Annotated in this window: 18 protein-coding genes; 9 read left to right on the top strand and 9 right to left on the bottom strand. The window is 72.2% G+C overall.

Translation table 11 applies throughout. The features are described 5' to 3' along the window. The first annotated feature begins 247 nt into the window (after nt 1-247). On the top strand, nt 248-760 hold the full coding sequence (locus tag ACWIYF_RS13505) for a DUF6653 family protein (RefSeq protein WP_448628651.1): 513 nt from the start codon (nt 248-250) through the stop codon (nt 758-760). Between the two features lie 792 nt (nt 761-1,552). Beyond that, nucleotides 1,553-1,711, top strand: a complete 159-nt coding sequence (locus ACWIYF_RS13500) for a hypothetical protein (RefSeq protein WP_448628650.1) — start codon at nt 1,553-1,555, stop codon at nt 1,709-1,711. A gap of 86 nt (nt 1,712-1,797) precedes the next feature. Here the strand turns inward: ACWIYF_RS13500 and ACWIYF_RS13495 are convergent, their stop codons facing one another. The 5 genes from ACWIYF_RS13495 to ACWIYF_RS13475 form a co-directional block, all read right to left on the bottom strand. Continuing rightward, on the bottom strand, nt 1,798-2,724 hold the full coding sequence (locus ACWIYF_RS13495; protein WP_448628649.1) for an NAD-dependent epimerase/dehydratase family protein: 927 nt from the start codon (nt 2,722-2,724) through the stop codon (nt 1,798-1,800). A 99-nt stretch (nt 2,725-2,823) separates the two neighbouring features. Beyond that, nucleotides 2,824-3,765, bottom strand: a complete 942-nt coding sequence (gene sigJ / locus ACWIYF_RS13490) for an RNA polymerase sigma factor SigJ (RefSeq protein ID WP_448628752.1) — start codon at nt 3,763-3,765, stop codon at nt 2,824-2,826. Between the two features lie 134 nt (nt 3,766-3,899). Further along, nucleotides 3,900-4,124: a sigma factor-like helix-turn-helix DNA-binding protein gene (locus tag ACWIYF_RS13485; protein WP_448628751.1), complete on the bottom strand. Its 225-nt coding sequence runs from the start codon at nt 4,122-4,124 to the stop codon at nt 3,900-3,902. A 3-nt stretch (nt 4,125-4,127) separates the two neighbouring features. Then, complete coding sequence (locus ACWIYF_RS13480; protein WP_448628648.1) at nt 4,128-5,171, bottom strand: lysophospholipid acyltransferase family protein; 1,044 nt, start codon at nt 5,169-5,171, stop codon at nt 4,128-4,130. A 1-nt stretch (nt 5,172) separates the two neighbouring features. Beyond that, the gene (locus ACWIYF_RS13475; protein ID WP_448628647.1) at nt 5,173-6,042 is read right to left on the bottom strand and encodes a patatin-like phospholipase family protein; all 870 of its coding nucleotides are present in this window, start codon (nt 6,040-6,042) and stop codon (nt 5,173-5,175) included. Nucleotides 6,043-6,252: 210 nt separating this feature from the next. On the opposite strand from ACWIYF_RS13475, the gene ACWIYF_RS13470 reads away from it, so the two are divergent. Both ACWIYF_RS13470 and ACWIYF_RS13465 read left to right on the top strand, forming a co-directional pair. Further along, nucleotides 6,253-7,227, top strand: coding sequence for a zinc-binding dehydrogenase (locus ACWIYF_RS13470; protein ID WP_448628646.1), 975 nt, complete (start codon nt 6,253-6,255; stop codon nt 7,225-7,227). Between the two features lie 154 nt (nt 7,228-7,381). Continuing rightward, a complete protein-coding gene (locus ACWIYF_RS13465; protein WP_448628645.1) occupies nt 7,382-8,416 on the top strand; it encodes an alpha/beta fold hydrolase in 1,035 nt (344 codons plus the stop codon). 57 nt (nt 8,417-8,473) lie between these two features. Here the strand turns inward: ACWIYF_RS13465 and ACWIYF_RS13460 are convergent, their stop codons facing one another. Further along, a complete protein-coding gene (locus ACWIYF_RS13460; RefSeq protein ID WP_448628644.1) occupies nt 8,474-10,594 on the bottom strand; it encodes a DEAD/DEAH box helicase in 2,121 nt (706 codons plus the stop codon). Between the two features lie 396 nt (nt 10,595-10,990). On the opposite strand from ACWIYF_RS13460, the gene ACWIYF_RS13455 reads away from it, so the two are divergent. The 4 genes from ACWIYF_RS13455 (at nt 10,991) to ACWIYF_RS13440 (ending at nt 14,139) form a co-directional block, all read left to right on the top strand. Further along, nucleotides 10,991-12,238, top strand: a complete 1,248-nt coding sequence (locus tag ACWIYF_RS13455) for a DNA-binding response regulator (RefSeq protein WP_448628643.1) — start codon at nt 10,991-10,993, stop codon at nt 12,236-12,238. A 39-nt stretch (nt 12,239-12,277) separates the two neighbouring features. Beyond that, the gene (locus tag ACWIYF_RS13450) at nt 12,278-12,703 is read left to right on the top strand and encodes a response regulator transcription factor (protein ID WP_448628642.1); all 426 of its coding nucleotides are present in this window, start codon (nt 12,278-12,280) and stop codon (nt 12,701-12,703) included. A 62-nt stretch (nt 12,704-12,765) separates the two neighbouring features. Further along, entirely contained in the window at nt 12,766-13,620 is an 855-nt protein-coding gene (locus tag ACWIYF_RS13445) for a class I SAM-dependent methyltransferase (protein WP_448628641.1), read from the top strand. A 159-nt stretch (nt 13,621-13,779) separates the two neighbouring features. Further along, nucleotides 13,780-14,139 carry a carboxymuconolactone decarboxylase family protein gene (locus ACWIYF_RS13440; protein ID WP_448628640.1) on the top strand — a complete coding sequence of 120 codons (360 nt, stop codon included), beginning with the start codon at nt 13,780-13,782 and terminating at the stop codon, nt 14,137-14,139. 193 nt (nt 14,140-14,332) lie between these two features. Here ACWIYF_RS13440 and ACWIYF_RS13435 read toward each other — a convergent pair whose 3' ends face one another. Continuing rightward, nucleotides 14,333-15,214, bottom strand: a complete 882-nt coding sequence (locus tag ACWIYF_RS13435) for an ABC transporter substrate-binding protein (RefSeq protein ID WP_448628639.1) — start codon at nt 15,212-15,214, stop codon at nt 14,333-14,335. A gap of 305 nt (nt 15,215-15,519) precedes the next feature. On the opposite strand from ACWIYF_RS13435, the gene ACWIYF_RS13430 reads away from it, so the two are divergent. Beyond that, on the top strand, nt 15,520-16,446 hold the full coding sequence (locus ACWIYF_RS13430) for a DUF5996 family protein (protein ID WP_448628638.1): 927 nt from the start codon (nt 15,520-15,522) through the stop codon (nt 16,444-16,446). A gap of 21 nt (nt 16,447-16,467) precedes the next feature. On the opposite strand, the gene ACWIYF_RS13425 is transcribed toward ACWIYF_RS13430, so the two are convergent. After that, nucleotides 16,468-18,417, bottom strand: coding sequence for an acyl-CoA dehydrogenase family protein (locus ACWIYF_RS13425; RefSeq protein WP_448628637.1), 1,950 nt, complete (start codon nt 18,415-18,417; stop codon nt 16,468-16,470). Nucleotides 18,418-18,546: 129 nt separating this feature from the next. Next, a complete protein-coding gene (locus ACWIYF_RS13420; RefSeq protein WP_448628636.1) occupies nt 18,547-20,391 on the bottom strand; it encodes a phosphoenolpyruvate carboxykinase (GTP) in 1,845 nt (614 codons plus the stop codon). Between the last annotated feature and the right edge of the window lie 210 nt (nt 20,392-20,601).

Genomic DNA, 20,601 nt, shown 5'->3' with positions numbered 1-20,601 from the left:
GCCGCCCCGATCACCGCAGTTCACCCTCGCTGTCAGGACACTCCACCAGCAAGCCCGGCCAGAGTTCGGCGCATCGGGGCAGCCCCGCGCCCAGCAGTGCCGTGACCGGAACCGGCTCGAGGCGATGGCGAGGGCACGCCACCTGCCGAGGCGGGGTTGTGCCACTCCGCCGGCAGTCGGAACCCTTGGGGCCAGGAAGTGAGCGGTGGGCACGCACGGAGGCATCGACATGTCAATGGACGCCAGGATGGCCAAGGCATTCGGGCTCGAGGGGGACGCGTGGCAGCGCCACGCCAACCCGTTGAGCGTCTACACGCGCATCCCGATCCCGCCGCTCCTGGCGGCGGCCATCTGGAGCCGGACCCGGATCGGGTGGCGATCACTCGTCCCGGTGGGACTGGTGTGCGCCTGGACCGCGATCAACCCCAGAGCGTTCCCGCCACCGCGCTCGCTGGACCACTGGGCGTCCAAGGCGGTGTTGGGCGAGACCTACTGGGCCAAGCGGAAGGACGTCCCCGTTCCTCCGCGTCACCGGGTCGCGCCGAACGTGCTCGGCGTCGTCAGTGCACTGGGCATGCCGTTCATCGCGAGAGGCCTGGTGGCGCGGAACGGCTGGATGGTCTTGTTCGGACTGGCGATCCAGATGGCCGGGAAGAACTGGTTCCTCGACCGGATGGCCATCCTCTACGACGACGTCGCCACGAACGGGTCGCGGAGGGTCACCCGGTCAACCGCGAGGTCGAACACGCCGCAGCGGTGAGCAACTGGACGCGCCGGGGCCCGGCACGTGCATGGCCGCGGCACGCGCCGCGCGCGCTCTGATCCACCCGCACACGATCGCGTCCACGTCCAGCGCCTGGTCGACCAGCGTCGCCGTGGCCGCCCGACCCATGCCTCCGACCAGTGCCCGTACAGCACCTGGTTCCCCGCCGGCGAGAGCGCGGTCGCGGACCGCCGCGTATCCCACGTCGCCGGAGATGTGCGCGATCCGCCGCCGGCCGATCGAGATCAGGTGCTGCGCGGCCATCGCCCCGGCCGCCGTGTTGTCGGGCACCAGTGAGACGTCGGCGGCGTCGCCGCTTCTTCGCCCTGCTGCACAAGGACGTGCTGGACCGGCAGCGCTGGGCGACAGGGACTCCACGCAGTCGAGCGCCGACGCGGCCAGGTGAGCGTTGGGCGGTACGGCATCGAGTAGGCAGCGACTGCACTGGTGGAGCCGGAGGCAGGCTCTCGCTCAGCAGAGTGACATCACCGTGTGTGTCTATGACAGCACGTCGCATTGGCCACATCCTGAGTCCGTCGACGGAGGGGGAGACACGGGCATGCGAAGAGGACGACGCAGGGCGGGTAGCGGGCAGCTCTACGTCGCCCGCGCAGTCGGAGCGGACAGCCACCCCGTCTCCGTCCAGAAGCTCCAGGCCGAGTGAGCGGCAGCCGGTACCTCCACGTCGCCCTGGGGGAGTCCGGCCGGGAGACGAGTCACCAGCGCCGGCGCGAGTCGTGGATCTGGCGGCGGGAGCACTTGACCCGCACTGGGCGTCTCGCGGTCGCCGTGACGCTGCTGCCCTTCGGGATCCCGCTGCTGTACTTCGCGCTGCAGTGGCTCAACGTGGAGGGGCCGTGGGGCCGCTTCACGCTGGCCGTCCTGCTCCTCAGCACCCCGGCGGGCATCCAACTATGGCGCTGGACCAGGAGCCCGAAGCGGCGGTAGTCAGCCGTGCCTGGCGCCGGCCAAGATCCGCGCCACGACCAGGCCCGTAGCTCCCACCGGTGGTTCCCCGCATCGCCCCTCCGCCGTCACGCCAGCTCTTCCTTGAAGCCCTGACGCCACGACGGGTAGCGCAACACCCAGCCCAGCTCGCGCTTTGCCTTGGCGTTGGATGCGCCGCGCAGTTCGGTCATGAGCACGACGCCGGCCTGTCCGGCGGCCAGCCGTCCGACGAACCGCGGTACGCGCATCGGCTCCTCGGCGCCCAGCACCGCTGCGAGTTCCGGCAGCCATTCGGCGACCGGGGCAGGGTCGTCATCGACGATGTTGTAGACACCTCGGCCGCCGTTCCCCACTACTGCGACCGTGGCCTCGGCGGCGTCGGCGATGTGGACGAACGACCACACCGCGCCGCCGTCACCGACGACGGGGAACCTGCGCTTGCGGATCAACTCGAGCTGCTCGGAGCCTGCCGCCATGGAGGTGCCGGGTCCGTAGAACGCGCCGTAGCGCAGCACGATCCCCTCGGTCCACGCGGCGCCCAGCACGGACTTCTCCAGGTGCTCGACCGCGGCGATCATCGGCGCCATCTGGTCGACCGGCGACCGGTCCAGCGGATCGTCCTCGTTCTTGACCGGCCCCCCGGTCCGCGCGTACGTGAACGCGCCGTTGCTCTGCGCGACGAACCGTCGCACCCCGGCAGCACGTGCGGCGGCGAGCAGGTTGTCGGTGCCCTCGATCCGCAGCCGGTTGGTGGCGGCGAAGCTGCGATCGAAGTGGCGGGTGTCGATGTGCCCGATCGCGGTCAGCTGGTGGACGATCACCTCCGGGCTCGCCTGGCGCACGGCCGCCTCGACCTCGGCGCGATCCAGCGCATCGGCGACCACCGGTACCGCGCCCAGCTGTGCAGCCCTGGCCTCGCTGGACTCGCTGCGGACCATGGCGAACACCTCGTGTCCCGCAGCGACCAGACGCGGCAGGAGTTCCTTGCCCAGCGCTCCGGTCGCTCCCGCCACCAGCACTCTCATCGTCGGCTCCCTTGCTGTCCGGTTCGGATGGCGCCACTTGAACCGGACGGCCTCCCGATTCCTGACGAGAGCCGGCAGTGATGCGCGTCACAACCGGAGCAGGGGCTCTCCGTGGTCGGTGGCCGCCCACTGCTCGCTCGCCCGCTCGAGCTTGACTGGGTTGGCCTGGGTGCGGCAGGCGGCGATGCCCTCGGCGGTGACCTCCAGGCACATGACGGCGACCACCCGGCCGCCGACGACGGCCACGACGGCGGGCTCCCCGTTGGCGTCCCAGGCGTACACCTCGGGCGTGCCGCCGACGATGGCTCGCTTGGCCTCCGCCGGCCTGAACATGCCCCACACGAACCTCGCGACGGCGACGGCGCCCTCGAACGCCTTGGTGCGTGCCGGAACCTTCCCACCGCCGTCGCCGACCGAGACGGCGTCCTTGGTGAGCAGGCGCACCAGCTCGTCGGGCCGACCGCTGGCGGCGGCCGCGAGGAACTCCTCGGCGATCCGCCGCGCGGTGGCCCGGTCGATGTCGCTGCGGGCTTTCCCGTACGCGACGTGCTTCTTTGCACGGTGAAAGATCTGCTGGCTGGCGGCCTCGGTGATGTCGAGGATCTCGGCGATCTCCCGGTGCGGATAGTCGAAGGCCTCCCGCAGCACGTACACGGCCCGTTCGTTGGGGGCCAGGCGCTCCAAGAGCGTGAGGACCGCGTACGAGACCGATTCGCGCTGCTCAGCGGTGTCGGCCGGGCCGAGCATCGGGTCCCCCGCGAGCAGCGGCTCGGGGAGCCATCGGCCCACGTAGGTCTCGCGGCGTGCCCGCGCGGAGGTGAGCTGGTTGAGGCACAGGTTCGTGAGAACCTTCGTCAGCCAGGCCTCGGGGACCTCGACGCGGTCGACGTCGGCGGCCTGCCAGCGCAGGAACGTCTCCTGCACGACGTCCTCTGCCTCGTCCGCGGAGCCGAGGAGACGGTAGGCGATGGCCTCCAGACGGGGCCTCGATCGCTCGAATCGGGCGACGTCATCCGCCGTCACAGGCATGACTGACCATATGTCCCGCATCGCCTCCAGCCGATCACGGTTCCTCTCTGGATCGAGGCCGTCCGGACAGCGACCACGCTGCTCCTCTCGCCGCGCAGCGCCACCGTGCCCCGCAGTGCCGGCGGCACGGCTGTTCATCGCGAGGTGAGCGAGGTCTCGGTCGCGATGCGGGTCAGCCTCAGGGGTTTGCGGATGTAGTAGAGACCGCTGATGCGAGCGTCCTCGACCATGAGGTGCGCGATCTGCCGGACGGCCGCGGGGCTCTTGCCGACGCCGGCCGCGATCTCGTCGTAGCCGACGTCGCAGGCCTCGCGCAGCTCGAAGACGGCGCGCTCGGTCGGCGAGAGTCTCGAGGACAGGGGTCAGCGGTGCCCGGCCTGGCGTGATGCGTCCGACGTGGCGGTGATCCACGCGTCGATCGTCTCCCACCACCGGTAGAGCCAGTCGGTCGTCCGTGCCTCCTCCCGGGGCACCTCGGCGGCGGGGACGAACCACCAGCGCAGGTGAAGGGTCTTGTCCATGGGCAGGCCCCGCCACATGTCCCGCACCGTGCTCAGGTGCTCCAGTCCGGTGTGCGCGACGAACACGACGTCGGCGTGCGGCGCCGCGGTCAGCGCCGCTACGACCCCGCCCGGCCGCGGTGGCAGCACGCGGCGCATCGCCTCGGCCCGGCGGACCGCGGACCGCAGCCCCCGGTCGCGGAGCCGCTGGATGGCCCGCGTCCGGCGCTGCGGAGTGAAGTTCGCGCCCTCCGGGAAGATCAGCAACGCGTCTTCCTCACCCAGACCGCGGGCCAGCTCGGCGATCGCCGCCTCGGACCTTTCCCCCGCCCCCGGACCGGCCGACACGAAATGGTTGGGCAGGCGGTTGAGATGGACGTCGATCAACGGGTCGAGTTGCAGGACGTCCTTGAGCACGATGCGTGGCCGACGCAGATGGTCGCGATTCATGAGCGTCTGCACGAGCAGGAACGAGTCGCCCGGACCGGCGTGGCGCGAGAGCACGACCATGGCGTTCGTGGAGCCGGGCACCCCGTCGTCCATCGGCGACCAGGACTCGCCGTCGGTGACCAGCCGCAGGGCGAACAGCCGCCGCGCCACCCGCATCAGTGCGTCGAGGACCAGCCGCAGAACGGTGTAGTGAGCCGCCCGGAACACGGGGGTGTCCAGCCGGCGACCGAAGCCGCTGAGGACCCACAGCACCGCCGCGGCCACGAGCGCCGCGACCTCCAGCGCGAGGTACACGAGCGCGAAGCCGAGCAGCCGCAGGGCACGCCAGCGCCCGGGCAGGAAGACCGAGACGACCACCGCCAGGACGACGAGCACCGGCAGCAGGGCAACCCCGGCCACGAGCGCCCCGATGAGGAGCGGCCCGGTGATCCGCCGGACGCGGCGAGGCGGGAGCAACTCAGGCCCCTCCGTCACGGGACGCGCCGACGCCGTCCAGGTAGCCGCAGGCCGCGGCGTGAGCCTGCACGATTCGGGCGGGCACGCCGGAGAAGTCGCGGTAGCGCAGGTTCCCGGCCCCGGCCGGAGCCGGGTCTCCGGAGGGCAGCACGTGCACGGTGACACCGGGTGGGAGCGTGGCCAGGTCGGCGGCGAACCGGTGCCGGCGGGCGATCTCGAAGGCGACGAGCGCGACCTCCCACGGCTGGGTCGGCGGGCGCAGGGGACGGTCGATCCGGCCGACGTGCAGCACGTAGATCGTGTCGGCGCCGAGCGCGACCGCCCGGCCGACCGGGATGCTATGCACGAGCCCCCCGTCGAGGTAGTGCTCGCCCTCGAGTTCGACCGGCGGCAGCAGCCCGGGGACCGCGGAGGAGGCGAGGACCGCGTCGATCAGGGCACCGTCGGTGAACCAGCGTTCGGCGGCCCGCTCGATGCTGGCCGCGACGCACTGGAACGGGACACGCAGCTCGGCGAAGGTCTGCACCGGCAGGTGCGCAGCGAGCAGATCCCGGAGCGGCTCCCGCGGGTGGAGGTGGGTGCGGGTCCGCACGAGGGTGCCCACACGGGACAGCACGGACCCGGCGAAGATCCCTTCGGAGGCCATGTCCTCCCACAGGCCGCGCAGCCGGGCCACCGCGCTCGGCGCCGGGTCGGCGGCGACGAACGCGCCGTTGATCGCGCCCACCGACGTTCCGACGATCAGGTCGGGACGGACGTCGTGCTCGAACAGGGCCTGCAGCATCCCGACCTCAGCCGCACCGAGGACTCCCCCGCCACCGAGGACGAATGCCGTCCCGCCCCGACCGGCCGGCATCCGTGGCGGTGCCATGACCGCATCGTGCCATTCCCAGCGGAAGGGCAGCAGCTCGAGCGGGCGCTCAGGGCAGCGGGGACAGGGGCGGTTCGGCCGGCAGGGCCGGCCGTGGTCCTGTCCCACCCTCCGGCCCAGAACCGCAGTGCTCGACCATGGCTCCCATCGAGGCCGACGGCTGGGCGCACCATCCAGGTACCGGCGTGCGCTGCAGGACGGAGAACATCCATGTGGGCACAGACGCTCAGCGGTCCCTTCCGCTTCGAACAGGTGGAGGTCGCGGCCCCGGATCCCACGGCCCTGGCGCCGGGGCACGTGCTGCTGGCCACCCGCGCCGGCGCCATCTGCGGCAGCGACCTGCCCAACTTCCGCGGTGGCGTGTGGCCGCACCCGGCCGCGGAGGACGGCTGGGGGGCGACGAGGGCGCCGGGCTTCCCGATGCACGAGATCGTCGGGGAGGTCGTCGCCAGCCGGCATCCCGACCACTCCCCCGGCGACCTGGTCGTGGGCTGGGCGTCCATGTTCGACGGCATCGCCGAGCTCGTGGTCACCGACGGCGACGGCCTGGCCCGCTACGACACCGGCCTGCCGGCCACCACGGCGGTCATGCTGCAACCCCTGGCCTGCGTGCTCTACGCCGTCGAGCAGCTCGGCGACGTCTCCGGGCAGACGGTCGGAGTGATCGGTCAGGGCCCGATCGGCCTGCTGTTCAGCCACGTCCTCAAGGCCCGCGGCGCGGCGCGGGTGACCGGTGTGGACCCGGTCGACCGCACCGACGTCGCGTCCGCCTTCGGCGTCGACGAGGTCGTCACCGCCCGGGCCGAGCGGTGGGCGAGTTCGCTGTCCGACGCAGACCGGCCGTCGGTGGTCGTGGAGGCGGTGGGCCACCAGATATCGACGCTGCAGCCGGCGCTGGACGCCGTGGCACCCGGCGGTCAGATCTTCTACTTCGGCGTCCCGGACGACCCGGTCTACCCGTTCGACATGATGACCTTCCTGCGCAAGAACCTGACCCTGCGCTCCGGCGTCACCTTGGAGCGGCGCCGGGTGCTGGCGGACGCCGGCACCTACCTGGCGGCGCACCCAGGCCTGCGGGACTGCTATGTCAGCCACGTCCACCCCGTGACTGACGTGCAGGCGGCCTTCAGCGCCGCCATCACTCCCCGGCCGGGCCAGTTGAAGATCGCTGTCGACATGACGTGATCGCGGGCGTCCCGACCGCGCGGGACCGGCACCTGTCGCCGGGCGCCCTCCGCTCGCCGGCGGCAGCGAAGGTGGCCTTCTTCGCCGGCCCCGTTGCCCCGGCGCCGGGCCGGGTTGGAGGCTTTCCCCACGCCACCGAGGAAACGGAGGGGCCATGCCAGCGCCAACCGACTACGAGCTGTTCGACGTGGGAGATCTCCCGCTCCAGCACGGCGGGGTCCTCCGCGGGGCGAAAGTGGCCTACAAGACCTACGGCACGCTCAACGCCGACAAGTCCAACGTGATCCTGCACCCGACGTGGTTCAGCGCCTGGCACGACGCCAACGAGTGGACGATCGAGCCGGGCCTGGCCTGCGATCCGGGGCAGTACTTCATCGTCGTGCCGAACCAGATCAACAACGGGTTGTCGAGCTCGCCGAGCAACACGCCGCCGCCCTTCAACGGGCCGTACTTCCCGCCGGTCACCTTCTACGACCAGATCGAGGCGCAGTACCGGCTGCTCACGCAGAAGTGGGGCATCGAGTCGCTGGAGCTGGTCCTGGGGTCCTCGATGGGCGCCGCCCAGACCTACCAGTGGGCGGTCAGCCACCCCGAGATGGTCAAGCGTGCCGCGCCCATCGTCGGCGCGCCGAAGACCAGCGAGCACAACAAGGTCTTCCTGAAGAGCCTGCGGGCGGCGCTGACCCTGGACCCGGTCTTCGACGGCGGCCTCTACTCCCCCGACGCGCCACCCACGCGCGGAATGCGCGCGTTCGCCCGCATCTACGCCGGCTGGGGGCTGTCGCAGGCGTTCTACTGGCAGCGCGAGTACCGGAACATGGGCCACTCGACGCTCGAGGACTTCCTGGTCGGCTGGTGGGAGGGCTACTGGCTCGACGACAAGGACCCCAACGACCTGCTGGCCATGCTGTGGACCTGGGAGAACGGGGACGTCGGCAGGACCCCGGGCTTCGACGGGGACACCGAGGCCGCGCTGCGCTCCATCCGCTGCCCCGTCGTCTCCATGCCGGCGCGGACCGACCTCTACTTCCCGCCCGAGGACGAGGAGGCGTGGTCGAAGTCGATCCCGCAGGGCGAGGTCCGGGTCATCGACACCGTCTACGGCCACTTCGCCGGTCTCGGCTTCCACGAACCCGACAACCAGTTCATCGATCAGACACTGCGCGAGCTGCTCGATCGCCCGGTGTGACGATCCGGATCGCCCCGGGACTCCTGCTGGTCTGGTGCCCGGGGCGGTTCCCTGTCCTCAGGACGCCCGCAGCGCGTCCGTCAGCAACGCCACCAGCGCATCGAGCTGCACGTCGGCCGACGGGACGACCTCGTCGTCCGATCCGTCCAGCGCCCGCGCGGCGAGCCCCGCCTTGCTGTCGATCAGCTCGGCGATCCGGGCGTCGATGGTCTGCGCCGCGATGATGCGCCACGCGGTGACCGGCTCGGTCTGGCCGATGCGGTGACTGCGGTCGATGGCCTGGGTCTGCTCCGCGTCGGTCCAGGACAGCTCGGCGAGCACGATGTTGGAGGCGACCTGCAGGTTCAGACCCACCCCGGCCGCGGTCAGGGAGCAGACCGCGACGGCGACGTCGGGGTCGTTGACAAAGGCGTCGATGTTCTTCTGCCGCACCGAGGGGGTCTGGTCGCCGCGGATCGACGAGAAGCGCACGCCCTGCCGGGTGAAGGCCTCCTCGGCGGCGTCCATCACGTCCACGTGCTTGGCGAAGAACACCACCTTGCCGGCGCTCCGGGCCAGCTGCGCCGCGTAGTCGGCGGCGAGGCCGGCCTTCGCCTGGCCGATGCGCCGCATCATGGTGAACACGTTCTCGCCGGTCGTCGTGGTGGCGTCCTTCAGCTCCGCGCGGGCCACCCGGCGCACGAGGGCCGCGTCGATGCCCTCGACGACGTCGTCGGACCCGCGGGCCGCGAGCGCGCGCTCGTACCGGGCCACCATCCGGCGCGCGAGGTCGCGCTCGGCCGCCCGGATCGACCGGCCGGCCGGCCCGTCGAGCTCGACGGGGAGGTCGGCGATGCGGCGGGCGGGGATGTCGGCGGCGACGTCGACCTTGCGGCGGCGGACGATGCCGCGGTCGATCACGCAGCGGCGGGCGGCCGGGTAGAAGCCCGGGTCGGCGGGCGTCAGACCGGTGTCCTCGAGTGCGTCCACCAGCTCGCCGAGCGGCTTGGTGTCGTCGATCCAGCCGAGGAACTGCCAGATCGCCCGGAAGTCCTCGATGTCGTTGATCAGCGGGGTGCCGGTGAGGGCCATCAGCAGCGGTCGCGGGCTCCGGGCCCGGATGCGCTCGGCGAGCTCCAGCACGTGCTGCGAGCGCTGGGAGGCCTTGTTCTTGATGAAGTGCGCCTCGTCGATGACCATGCCGCGGAACCCGAAGTCGCCGAACCAGCCCACGTGGCGGTCGAGCACCTCGTAGTTGACGACGACGATGTCGGCGAAGCCGTCGACCTCGTCCCCGTTGCCGTGGACCACGGTGGCCGACCGGTTCGGCGTCCACATGCCGGCCTCGCGCGCCCAGTTGGTCTTGACGACGCTCGGCACGACCACGAGCAGCGGGTAGGCGGCCGCCGCCTCCGCGGCGAGCAGGGCCTGGGCCGTCTTGCCCAGGCCCGGCTCGTCGGCGAGCAGGAAGGTCCGGTGGCCGGCCCCGGCCGCGGCGACGACCTGCGCCTGGTGCGGCATCAGCTCCAGCCCCTTCGGGCCCCGCAGCGAGGACGGCGCGGGCAGGGGCATGATCGCCGAATCGCCGCTCCCGGCGCGCTCGAAGGAGCTCAGCAGCGGGCCGAGCAGCTCCCACCCGGCCAGCCGGCGCGGACGGGAGACCCGCTGCGGAACAGCCGAGAAGTCGGGGGCCAGGAACGGGTTGGCCAGCTGCCGGGAGATCACCGACTGCGGCACGACGCGGCGCTCGGGGGCTGCCGGCGCCGCGGGGGGCGCCGTCGGCGGCGCCTCCTCCGGGGGCGGCTCGACGCCGCCGGCCTTCAGCAGCTCGCGCTTGACCGACCGGGCCGCGTCGGAGACGACGGCGTCCTCGGCGAGCAGCGCCATGAGCGCGGCGTCCCGGACCGCGGTGGTCGCGAGGATCTGCGCGATCCCGTCCAGGCGCTTGAGCTGCTCGGTCCGGTGGCTGTCGCTCCCGCCCTCGGCCTGGACGCGGGCCCGCTCGTCCCGCAGCAGCAGGGCGACCGCCTGGAACGTCGCGCGGACGGCAGGCGTCACGCGCCCGCGCTGGGCGGCCGCCTCGACCTCGCGGACGGTCCGGGCGAGCACCGCGATGACGTCGCCCTGGTGACGGGCACGTCGCTGGTTGCGCGGGGCGGGACGGCGAGCGCCCGTCCGGCGCTGGCCTGGTCGAGCCACAGACTCCTCCTCTGGAATGCCGGCACCGTCGCCGCGGCGGCATGCCGCGCGGTCCCGCGGACGGGACGGGGACGTCCCGAGCGGAGAACCCGGTGCTCCGAGCGCCGAGCCGGCCGGCGGATCCGGCGAGGATCGACGCCGCGGGCCACGGCAAGCGTCTCACAGGCAACCGGCGTCCCCCGTGCACGGGCCGGTGACCACGACACGGCGACGTGGTCGTCGGACGACCGGCTCGGGTCCCGTGGTCGGTGCCTCGCTCCTGTCAACGCGTACGGGGGCGCATGATTCCCCGGCCCGCTGGAACGGCCTTCCGTGCCCGAGGCGTGCGGCCGGTCGTTTCGATGCGGCGCTCACGCGGCGGAGCCGAACGGGCCGGAACGGGGCGAGACTCTCCCCATGGCGGATGCGGTCGATCAGGGACGTCGGTCCTTCGGCCGGCAGGCCTGGGCCGACGCGTGGTCGCAACTGTCCGCCGCGGATCGCGCGGTACCGCTGGAGCTGGGGGACCTGGAGCGGCTCGCGGCGGCCGCTCACCTGAGCGGCCACGACGAGGAGAGCGTCGACGCCTGGGGACGTGCTCATCACACGTGCATCCGGCTCGGCGAGGTCGCCCGCGCGGTCCGTTGCGCGTTCTGGTTGACCTTCGTCCTGCTGAACGCGGGTCAGCCGGCCCGCGCGGGTGGCTGGATCCACCGGGCTCAGCGGCTGCTGGACGAGCACGCGCTGGACTGCGTCGAGCAGGGCTATCTGTGCTACGCCGCGGCCCTCCGCCGGACGTTCGAGGGCGACGCGGCCGGTGGCAGCGCGGGATTCGCCCAGGCCGCCGCGACCGGCGAGCGCTTCCACGATCCCCAGCTGGCAGCGCTGGCCCGGGTCGGCCGCGGCCGCTGTCGGATCTACCTCGGCGAGGTCGCGGCGGGAATGGCGTTGCTGGACGACGCCATGGTGGCGGTCACCGCCCGGGAAGTGTCGCCCACTGTGGTCGGCGACGTGTACTGCACGGTGATCGAGGGGTGCCAGGAGGTCGGCGACGTACGCCGGGCCCAGGAGTGGACCGCAGCGCTCACCCGCTGGTGCGAGGGCCAGCCGCAGCTGGTGGCCTTTCGCGGCCCATGCCTGGTGCACCGTGCCGAGCTGATGCTGCTGCGCGGGGCGTGGGCGGAAGCGCTGGCCGAGGTGCAGCGCGCCTGCGACCGTGTTGTCTGGCCCACTGGTTCACGGGCTCTGGGCGCCGCGCACTACGTGCGGGCCGAGCTCCACCGTCTCCGGGGTGAGTTCGACGCCGCGGACCAGGCATACCGGCAGGCCCATCGATGTGGACGGCGGCCAGAACCCGGCCTGGCGCAGCTACGGCTCCGGCAGGGCCGCGTCGATGAGGCCGTCACCGCCATGCGCCGTGTCCTGGACGAGGCCGAGGATCCGGCGACGCGGTCGAGACTCCTGGCTCCCTATGTCGAGGTCGTGCTGGCCGGTGGAGACGTGGTGGCCGCGCGTGCCGCGGTCGATGAACTGTCGGCGCTCGCCTCCGGGCGGGACATGCCCATGCTGTCCGCAGCGGCCCGGCACGCGGCCGGCGCCGTGCATCTGGCGGCAGGTGACATGCGCGCCGCCTCGGCCCTGCTCCGCCGCGCGGTGACGGACTAGTGCGATCTGGAGGCGCCGTACCAGGCGGCACGTGCCCGGGTGCTGCTCGGGCTTGCCTGCCGGTCCCTGGGGGACGCCGGCGGCGGACAGCTGGAGCTGGACGCGGCACGGTCGGTGTTCCGGGAGCTCGACGCGAGGCCGGACCTGGCCTCGGTCGAAGCGCTGTCGCCGGGCACGGCCCACCGCTGCGATGGCAGGCTCACCGCACGCGAGATGCAGGTACTGACGCTGCTGGCGACGGGCGGGACCAACCGGGCGATCGCCGCCGAGCTCTCGATCAGCGAGAAGACGGTCGCCACCCACGTGAGCAGCATCTTCACCAAACTGGGACTGCCGTCCCGCTCGGCGGCCACGGCCTACGCCTACTCGCACCACCTGGTCCGGGCCACCTCCGCAGAAATACCTATCCCCGGTCGTAGCGATCTCCATGATTCTCCCGATGTGCGGCCGTCCCGGGCTTCCTAGCGTCACCACGAGCAGGCACCCACTCCCCCGGGTGCCGGCGGGCCGAGTGGGAGGACAGACCCATGGGCATGGACGTGACGCCGATGGCGACGCACCACGAGGTGGCTCCGCCCGAGGCCTGGGACGTGATCGCAGCCGGCTACGACGAGCTCGTCGCGCCTGGCGAGGAGCCGTTCGCGCACGCGGGTCTCAGCCTCGCCGGACTGACGGCGGGCGACCGCTTCCTCGACGTCGCGGCCGGGCCGGGCGGCCTCAGCCTGCCCGCCGCCCGCCTCGGCGCGAAGGTCCTGGCCACGGACTGGTCTCCGGCGATGATCGATCGGTTCCGGGCGCGGGTCCACGACGAAGGGCTCGAGAACGCCGAGGGGCGCGTGATGGAGGCGCACGCCCTCGACCTCGAGGACGACACCTTCGACATCACCGGCTCGCAGTTCGGCGTCATGCTCGTCCCGGACCAGGCGGTGGCGTTGCGGGAGATGGTCCGGGTGACACGACCCGGAGGGCGGGTTCTGATGATCACCTACGGCTCACCGGCGCACTTCGAGGCGCTGCAGGTCTTCATCGAGGCGCTGCGTGCCGTGGCGCCCGACTTCGAGGGACTGCCGGACGATCCCCCGCCGTTGGAGTTCCAAGTGGCGGATCCGGACGTGCTGCGCCAGCGCCTGGTCGATGCCGGACTGGGTGACGTCACGGTGGACACCACTCATGAAGAACGACTCGAGCTCCGTTCCGGACAGCAGTTGTGGGACTGGATGCTCAACAGCAACCCGATCACGGGGATGATCGTCGGCGACCTCACGGCCGAGCAGCAGGCCGCGGTGCGCCGAACCCTCGACGGCATGCTGCGTGAACGCCGCGACGACCAGGGCGCTGTCGTGCTGACCGCTCGGCTCAACATCGGTGTCGGGACGAAGTGATGGCCTGCCCCGGCGTGACACGGCCCGCATCCCGCCGGCGGGCGGACGCCGGACAACCGCCTGGTCCGGCCTGTGCACGCTCCGGTTGACGGGCAGGCGGCCTCGCCCCGAGTCCCGCGCCACCGCGCCCCGCGGCACGGCAACTGCGAGCATCACGTCATGGGACACGGCCATGCCGTTCAGGCGGAGCTCCGCGAACCGGCCCTCGCGCTACGTCGCGCGCTCCCCGAGGTCTATGACGGATACCGCCGAATGCACGCCGCGGCATACGCCGCCGGGGCGCTGGACCAGAAGACGAAGGAACTGATCGCGCTGGCCATCGCGGTCAGCAAGGAGTGCGACGGCTGCATCGCGTCCCATGCTCGTGGTGCTGTCCGGACCGGCGCCAGCGAGTCGGAGGTCGCCGAAGCGCTCGGCGTCGCCATCGCGATGAACGGCGGACCGGGCACCGTGTACGGTCCACGCGCCTTCGCGGCCTTCAGGGAGTTCGCGGAAGAGGCAGACCCCGAGCAGGGATGACTCGAGGGGTCCCCCCACGGGCGGAACCACGTGCGTGCGTGTCGAGTCGCCCCTCGGACACCGACACCGTCCCGCCCCGGATCGGTGACCGGGGGGCACACATGTTCGGGCTGGCGGTCGCCGAAGGCCGGCCCCCCGGTAGCACACCGTGGGCGTGGACCGACCGGCGACGACCGACGGCAGATGTGCTGCCTCAGGTGACGACGGCGTCCTGGTAGCGCGCGCCGGCCGCGACGGGAACGTCGAGCAGCTCCCACTCCCGCATCCAGCCCTGCGTCCGTTCGAACATCTCCCGGGTGTAGGGCTGGGGAACGATCCGCTCCCCCGGGCCGAAGCGGCGGACGTCGACCAGCTCCAGCAGGTCCGGCGGCAGCTCCCGGGCCCAGTGGTGGCTGTGGCGGGGCAGCTCGAGGTCGATCTCCTGCTGGGCGTGCAGGAGCGCCCGGAAGTACCGCTCGACGTCCTGGGCGTCCGCGTGCGCGGACAGCAGGAAGCCCATGACGAACGACGTGTCGACGAGCTTGCGGAACCCCTGCTGCTCGAGCAGGTAGGCCTGAGCCCCCCACACGTTGACGGCGGCGACCCGGCCCGCGAGCGCCAGCCGGACCCGGTCGAAGGGCCGGCCGGCGAAGGTCAGGGCGACGTCCTCCCGGTCCAGGAACGCTTCCAGCGCCTGGAGCGCGGAGTAGTGGCTGCCGGAGTGGTAGCCGACGCCCACCTCGACGCCCGCGAGATCCTCCGGCCGCGTCAGCTCCGAGTCCGGCGCGACGTAGATGCCGGCGGGGCAGACGGAGTACGCCTTTCCGTACATCTTGCCGTGCTGGGCACTGGCGGCCGCGTTCACGGCCCAGTGGCAGGCACAGGAGACGTCGGAGGAGCGGCCGGCCTCCATGTCCTCGAAGGCGCCGCTGCGCACCGAGAGCGGGGCCGAGCCGGCGGAGCTCACGGTCGCCGCGGAACCCATGTCGAAGCCGTGGACGTCGAACTCGTAGTCCAGTCCCTCCGCGGTGAAGAACCCGTGCTCCTCGGCCACCCACTCCTGAAGCCGTACGTGCGGCTGGATCGTGAAGACCATCTCGAGGATCTCCTCCTCCTCAGGCGTCCGGTTCGCCGTCCGCCACCCACACGCCCCGCTCGACCGTCGCCCGAACCCCACGATGAAGAACCGGTCCGGACAGGCCTCGTGGCGGGCCTCCGCCTGCGATGTGCTCCGGAAGCCGCCCGATGTCCGCACGGGTGCGGATCCCCCGCACGGCGGGGACCGGGCCGACGGCGGTGTACCGCTCAGGCATCGGTCGAGTGTGCCACCGGAACGGCTCCTCGAACCGGTCGGCGACTCGACCGACCCCCGACCTGCCCTCCTCGGCGCTACCTTGTGCCGTGCCTTCCTCCCGGGACTGGCCGGCGCTCCCCTACGAGCATTGGCAGGCCACCTGCGACACCCTGCACGCGCACACCCAGGTCCTCGGGAAGCTCGCGGCCGGCCTCGCGCCACCCGAGCCGCAGCTGCAGCACGCCGCCCTGCGGATGACCGGCCGCGGCTGGGAGACCCAGCCGCTGCCCGCACCGGACGGATCCGGGGCCCTCGTGGTCCTCCTGGACCTGCACGCGCACCGCACGGTCGTCGAGCACAGCGACGGGCGGCAGCAACAGGTCCCGCTCACCCCGCACCGGTCCGTCGGCGAGGTGACGCGAGAGGTCCTCGCCGCCGTTCGCGAGATGGCCGGGCCGGTGAGGATCGACCCCCGGCCCCAGGAGACCCCCTGGTCCACGCCCCTGGACGAGGACGAGGAGCACGCCACGTACGACCCCGAGCAGGTGCGGGCCTACTTCGCCGCGGCGACCCGCGCCGCCCTGGCCCTCGCCGAACTCCGTGCTCCGTACCGCGGCCGCTCGACCCCGCTCAACGCGTGGTGGGGGTCGTTCGACCTCGCGGTGAGCTTCTTCTCGGGACGGCCGGCGGACCCGCCGTCGGACGACTTCATCATGCGCAATGCCATGGACGCCCAGGAGATCGCCGTCGGCTGGTGGCCCGGGGACCAGCGCTACCCCCGCGCGGCCTTCTACGGCTACGCCCACCCGGCGCCCACCGGCTACCCGGACGCCCGGCTCGAGCCGCGCGCCGCTCGCTGGGAACCGGGCCTCGGCGAGTTCCTGCTCGACTGGGACGACGTGCGCCGCGCGGGAGACCCGCACCGGGAGGCGGTGACCTTCGGGCGTTCGGTCGTCCGTCACTCGTGCACGGCCTGCGACTGGGACCCCGTGCTGGCCGCGAGCGCCGACAGCATCCCACCACCGGTGACCTGACGCCGCGACGGCGGCGCGCTCCTACGAGGCGGCCGTCGCCCCCACCGTGGGCGCTTCGACGGACGACGACTCCTCGGCGAACCGCTCGGCGGCCGGCACCGCCTGCCTCGGCATCATCGGGCCGTCCCCCGCCGGGTCGAGCACGTCGTCCTCGAACCACCCGTAGCGGCCGGCGAGGACCTGCTGCGCGGCCCGGTACTGGACGTCGTCGTCGTTGGCCCACAGCTCCGCGAACAGCCGGTCGGCCCGACGGCGGGCCTGGCCGCAGAACAGGTCGGCCAGTTCGTAGGCCCCCTGCCTGCGGTCGGGCTGCTCGCGGGCGACGGTGTCCGCGTAGACGCACGCGCACGCCATCGCGTACAGCTCCGCACCGATGTCGACGATCCGGCCGAGCAGCCGGCCCTTCTGCTCCAGGCGCGCCTGGTAGCGGCCCATCGCGTAGAAGGTGCAGCGCGCGAGCTTGCGCGCGTGGCGCTCGACGTAGCGCAGGTGCCTGGCCAGCTCGCCGAACTCCGCGAACGCGCCGGGACGCTGACCGGCGCCCGTCGTCAGCGTCGGGAACCACTTCGCGTAGAACGCGCCGGCTTTCCCGGCGGCTCTCGTCTTCTCGGCGAGACGGGCGTCGACGCGGACCAGGTCGCCGGCCACGCGCAGGTGCTGGTCGACGGCCTCCCGCGCGATCAGCAGGTGCATGATCTCCGTGGAGCCCTCGAAGATGCGGTTGATCCGCATGTCGCGCAGCATCTGCTCGGCCGGCACCGCCTTCTCGCCGCGCCGGGCGAGCGACTCGGCGGTCTCGTACCCGCGGCCACCGCGGATCTGGACCATCTCGTCGACGGCGGTCCAGCCGAGCTCCGACCCGTAGAGCTTGGCGAGTGCGGCCTCGATGCGGATGTCGTTGCGCTTGTCGTCGGCCAGGCGGCTGGACACGTCGAGCACCGCCTCCAGCCCGAACGCCGTGCCCGCGAGCCAGGCGAGCTTCTGCGCGATGGGGTCGTGCCTGCCGATGGGCTTGCCCCACTGGGTGCGCTCGGCCGACCACTCGCGCGCGATCCGCAGCGCGTACTTGGCCTCCCCCAGGCAGAAGGCGGGCAGCGACAGGCGGCCGGTGTTGAGCGTGGTGAGCGCGATCCGCAGGCCCTTGCCCTCACCGCCGATGACGTCCTCGTTGGGGACGAAGACGTCGTCGAAGCGGGTCACCGAGTTCTCGAGGCCCTTGAGCCCCATGAACTCGTTGCGGTGCTCGACCGTGATGCCGGCGCGGTCGTACGGGCAGATGAAGGCGGTGATGCCGCCCCGGTGGCCGTCGGACTTCGGGACGACGGCCATGACCACGACCACGTCGGCGACCGCGCCGTTCGTCGCCCACAGCTTCGTGCCGCTGATCCGGTAGCCCGTGCCGTCCTCGGTCGGCAGCGCGGTGGTGCTCATGCGCGCCGGGTCCGAGCCGACGTCCGGCTCGGTGAGGAGGAACGCCGAGATGTGGTCCGTGGCGAGCTTGGGCAGCCACTCCCGCTTCTGCTCCTCGGAGCCGAAGAGGCGCAGCGGCTCAGGGAGGCCGATCGACTGGTGCGCGGACAGCAGCGTCGAGATCGCCGAGTGCCAGGTGCCGGCCATGGCCAGGGCCTTGTTGTAGTAGACCTGGCTCAGCCCGAGTCCCCCGTACTCCTCGGGGATCTTCATGCCGAGGGCGCCCAGCTCCTCGAGACCCTGGACGACGTCCCCCGGGATCTTCGCCTCGCGCTCGATCTGCTGCCGGTCGACGCGCTCGGTGAGGAAGGCGCGGAGGCGTTCGAGGAAGGCCTCACCCTTCCGCACGGCGGCCGGATCGAGTTCGGGCTGCGGGTGGATCAGGTCGAGGCGGAAGTTGCCGAGGAAGAGCTCCTTGCCGAACGACGGCTTCGTCCACTCGGTCTCGCGGCTGGCTTCGGCGACCTGCTTCGACTGTTCGTACGACGGATTCGAGGCCATGAACGAGCATCGCCCCTCGGCCGGTCGTCCGGCAACGACCATCGGCGCCGTGAGACGACGGGTCGGCGCCCGAACGTCATCCGAGGTGCTCGCGGCAGAACGCCGAGGACGGTGAGCTGCGGGGCCACCTCATCGCGCCTCCGTGTCGAGCGCGGCCGCGACCCGGCGGTGCGCCGCCCAGATCTCCTCCGGCAGGTCGGGGAACTGCGACAGGTGCTCCTCGCGGTGGGCCATCTCCTGCCGCCACCGCTCGGTGTCGATGGTGAGCAGCCTCTCGAGGTCGCCGGGCGGCAGGTCCAGACCGCGCAGGTCCAGCTCCTCCTCGGTGGGGACGATGCCGACCGGGGTCTGCCGCCCGCTCACCTCGCCGGCCTTGAGCTGCACCAGCCACAGCAGCGGCCGCAGGTTCTCCCGGTAGCCCGGCCACAGGAAGGAGCCGTCGTCCGGGTCCCGCTGGAACCAGTTGACGTGCGCGAAGATCGGCTGGTCCTGCGCGGCGCCGATGACCTTCAGCCAGTGCGCGGCGTAGGCGCCCTCCGAGTAGGACATGAACGGCCGCATCGACATCGGGTCGTAGCGCAGCACGCCCTCGGTGCCCTCGGCGGCGAAGGTGGCCTCGGCGCCCAGGGTGAGCCCGTCGTAGACGCCTTCGGCGAGGTCGGCTATCGCGCGGACCAGCGGCTCCCGGTCGCGGGTGCGGCCGCCGAAGATGATCGCGTCGATCGGCACGCCGCGCGGGGTCTCGAAGTCCGGCGCCACGTTCGGGACGTTGGCCAGCGTCGTCGTGAACCGGCTGTTCGGGTGCGCCCAGGACGAGTCGCCGGCCTCCGCGGGCCGGTCGCTGACCAGGTGCCCGGTCCAGTCCCGCCACCCCGCGGTGTCCGAGGGCGGCTGGGGCGTCTTGCCCTCCCACCAGACGTCGCCGGTGTTCTCGTTGTAGGCGACGTTGGTGAAGATCGTCCCGGTGCCCGGGCCGATCGCGGCGACGGCGGTCGGGTTGGTCTTCTCGTTGGTGTCCTTGGCGACGCCGAACACGCCGAACTCGGGGTTGATCGCGTAGACCCGCCCGTCCTCGGGGTCGACGCGCAGCCACGCGATGTCGTCGCCGTAGAAGGTGACGTGGTACCGGTCGCCGAGGGCGTCCGGGGCCAGCATCATCGCCAGGTTCGTCTTGCCCGACGCGCTGGGGAACCCGCCGCAGATGTGGTACGTCCGGCCGGTCTGCTTGTCGGTGATCCCGAGCAGCATGAACTGCTCGGCGAGGAACTCCCCCGACTTCCAGCCGTCGTACGCGGCCTGGCGCAGGCCGTGCGCGATCTTGCCGAGCAGCGCGTTGCCCCCGTAGGAGGAGCCGTAGTGCAGGATCGTGCGCTGGTCGGCCACGGTGACGAAGTAGCGCTGGTCGTCGGGCGTCCCCTGGCCGAGGGTCTCGAGGTCGCCGGTGACGTGCACCCCGCGGACGAAGCTGTCCGGGTCGTCGAGGTCGTCGACGTGCTCCACGCCGACCCGCGCCATCCGGATCATGTGCAGGACGACGGTGCGCGCGTCGGTGAGCTCGACCCCGGTCGCGTAGCGCGCGAGCGGGGAGCCTGGCGGCGCCATCAGGTAGGGGACGACGTACATCGTCTTGCCGGCCGACGCGCCCCGCATGCGCTCCTCGAGCAGCGGGCGCATCTCCTCCGCGGGCCGCCAGTTGTTGTAGACGCCCTTGTCCCCGGGGTCGCCGGTGGCGACGACGGTGCGCTCCTCGGAGCGCGCGGTGTCCTTGACGTGGCTGCGGGAGTAGTACCGGCCCTCGCCCGCGGGGAAGAGCTCGCCGGCCTCCAGCGCCTCGCGGGTCAGCCGCTCGTCGTCGGAGGCGTTGACCACCTCGATCCGCGCTGCCCCGGTGTGCTCGGCCCAGTGGCGGACGAAGTCGCGGACGCGACCGTTCTTCAGTCCCGCGTCGTCGAGCACGACATCAATGGCGGTCACGACCGATCCTTTCCCGTTCCACCCAGCCGGACGACCTGCGGCTGATCGCCCCACTCGCGACCGTATTCCAGCAGCCCTCCCGTCGCGCGCTCCGCCGGGCTGACCGACGTGCTCGTCGGGGGCGCCGGACCGACCGGCCTGGCGCCGGCGAGTCAGCTCTCGGCTGCAGGGCGTGCACGCACTCGTGCGGGAGGAGGACGCGGAGTCCGG

It is taken from the genome of Geodermatophilus sp. URMC 64 (assembly GCF_053502555.1).
The sequence above is the reverse complement of the archived record's forward strand: the minus strand, read 5'-3'. Positions and strand labels throughout refer to the sequence as shown.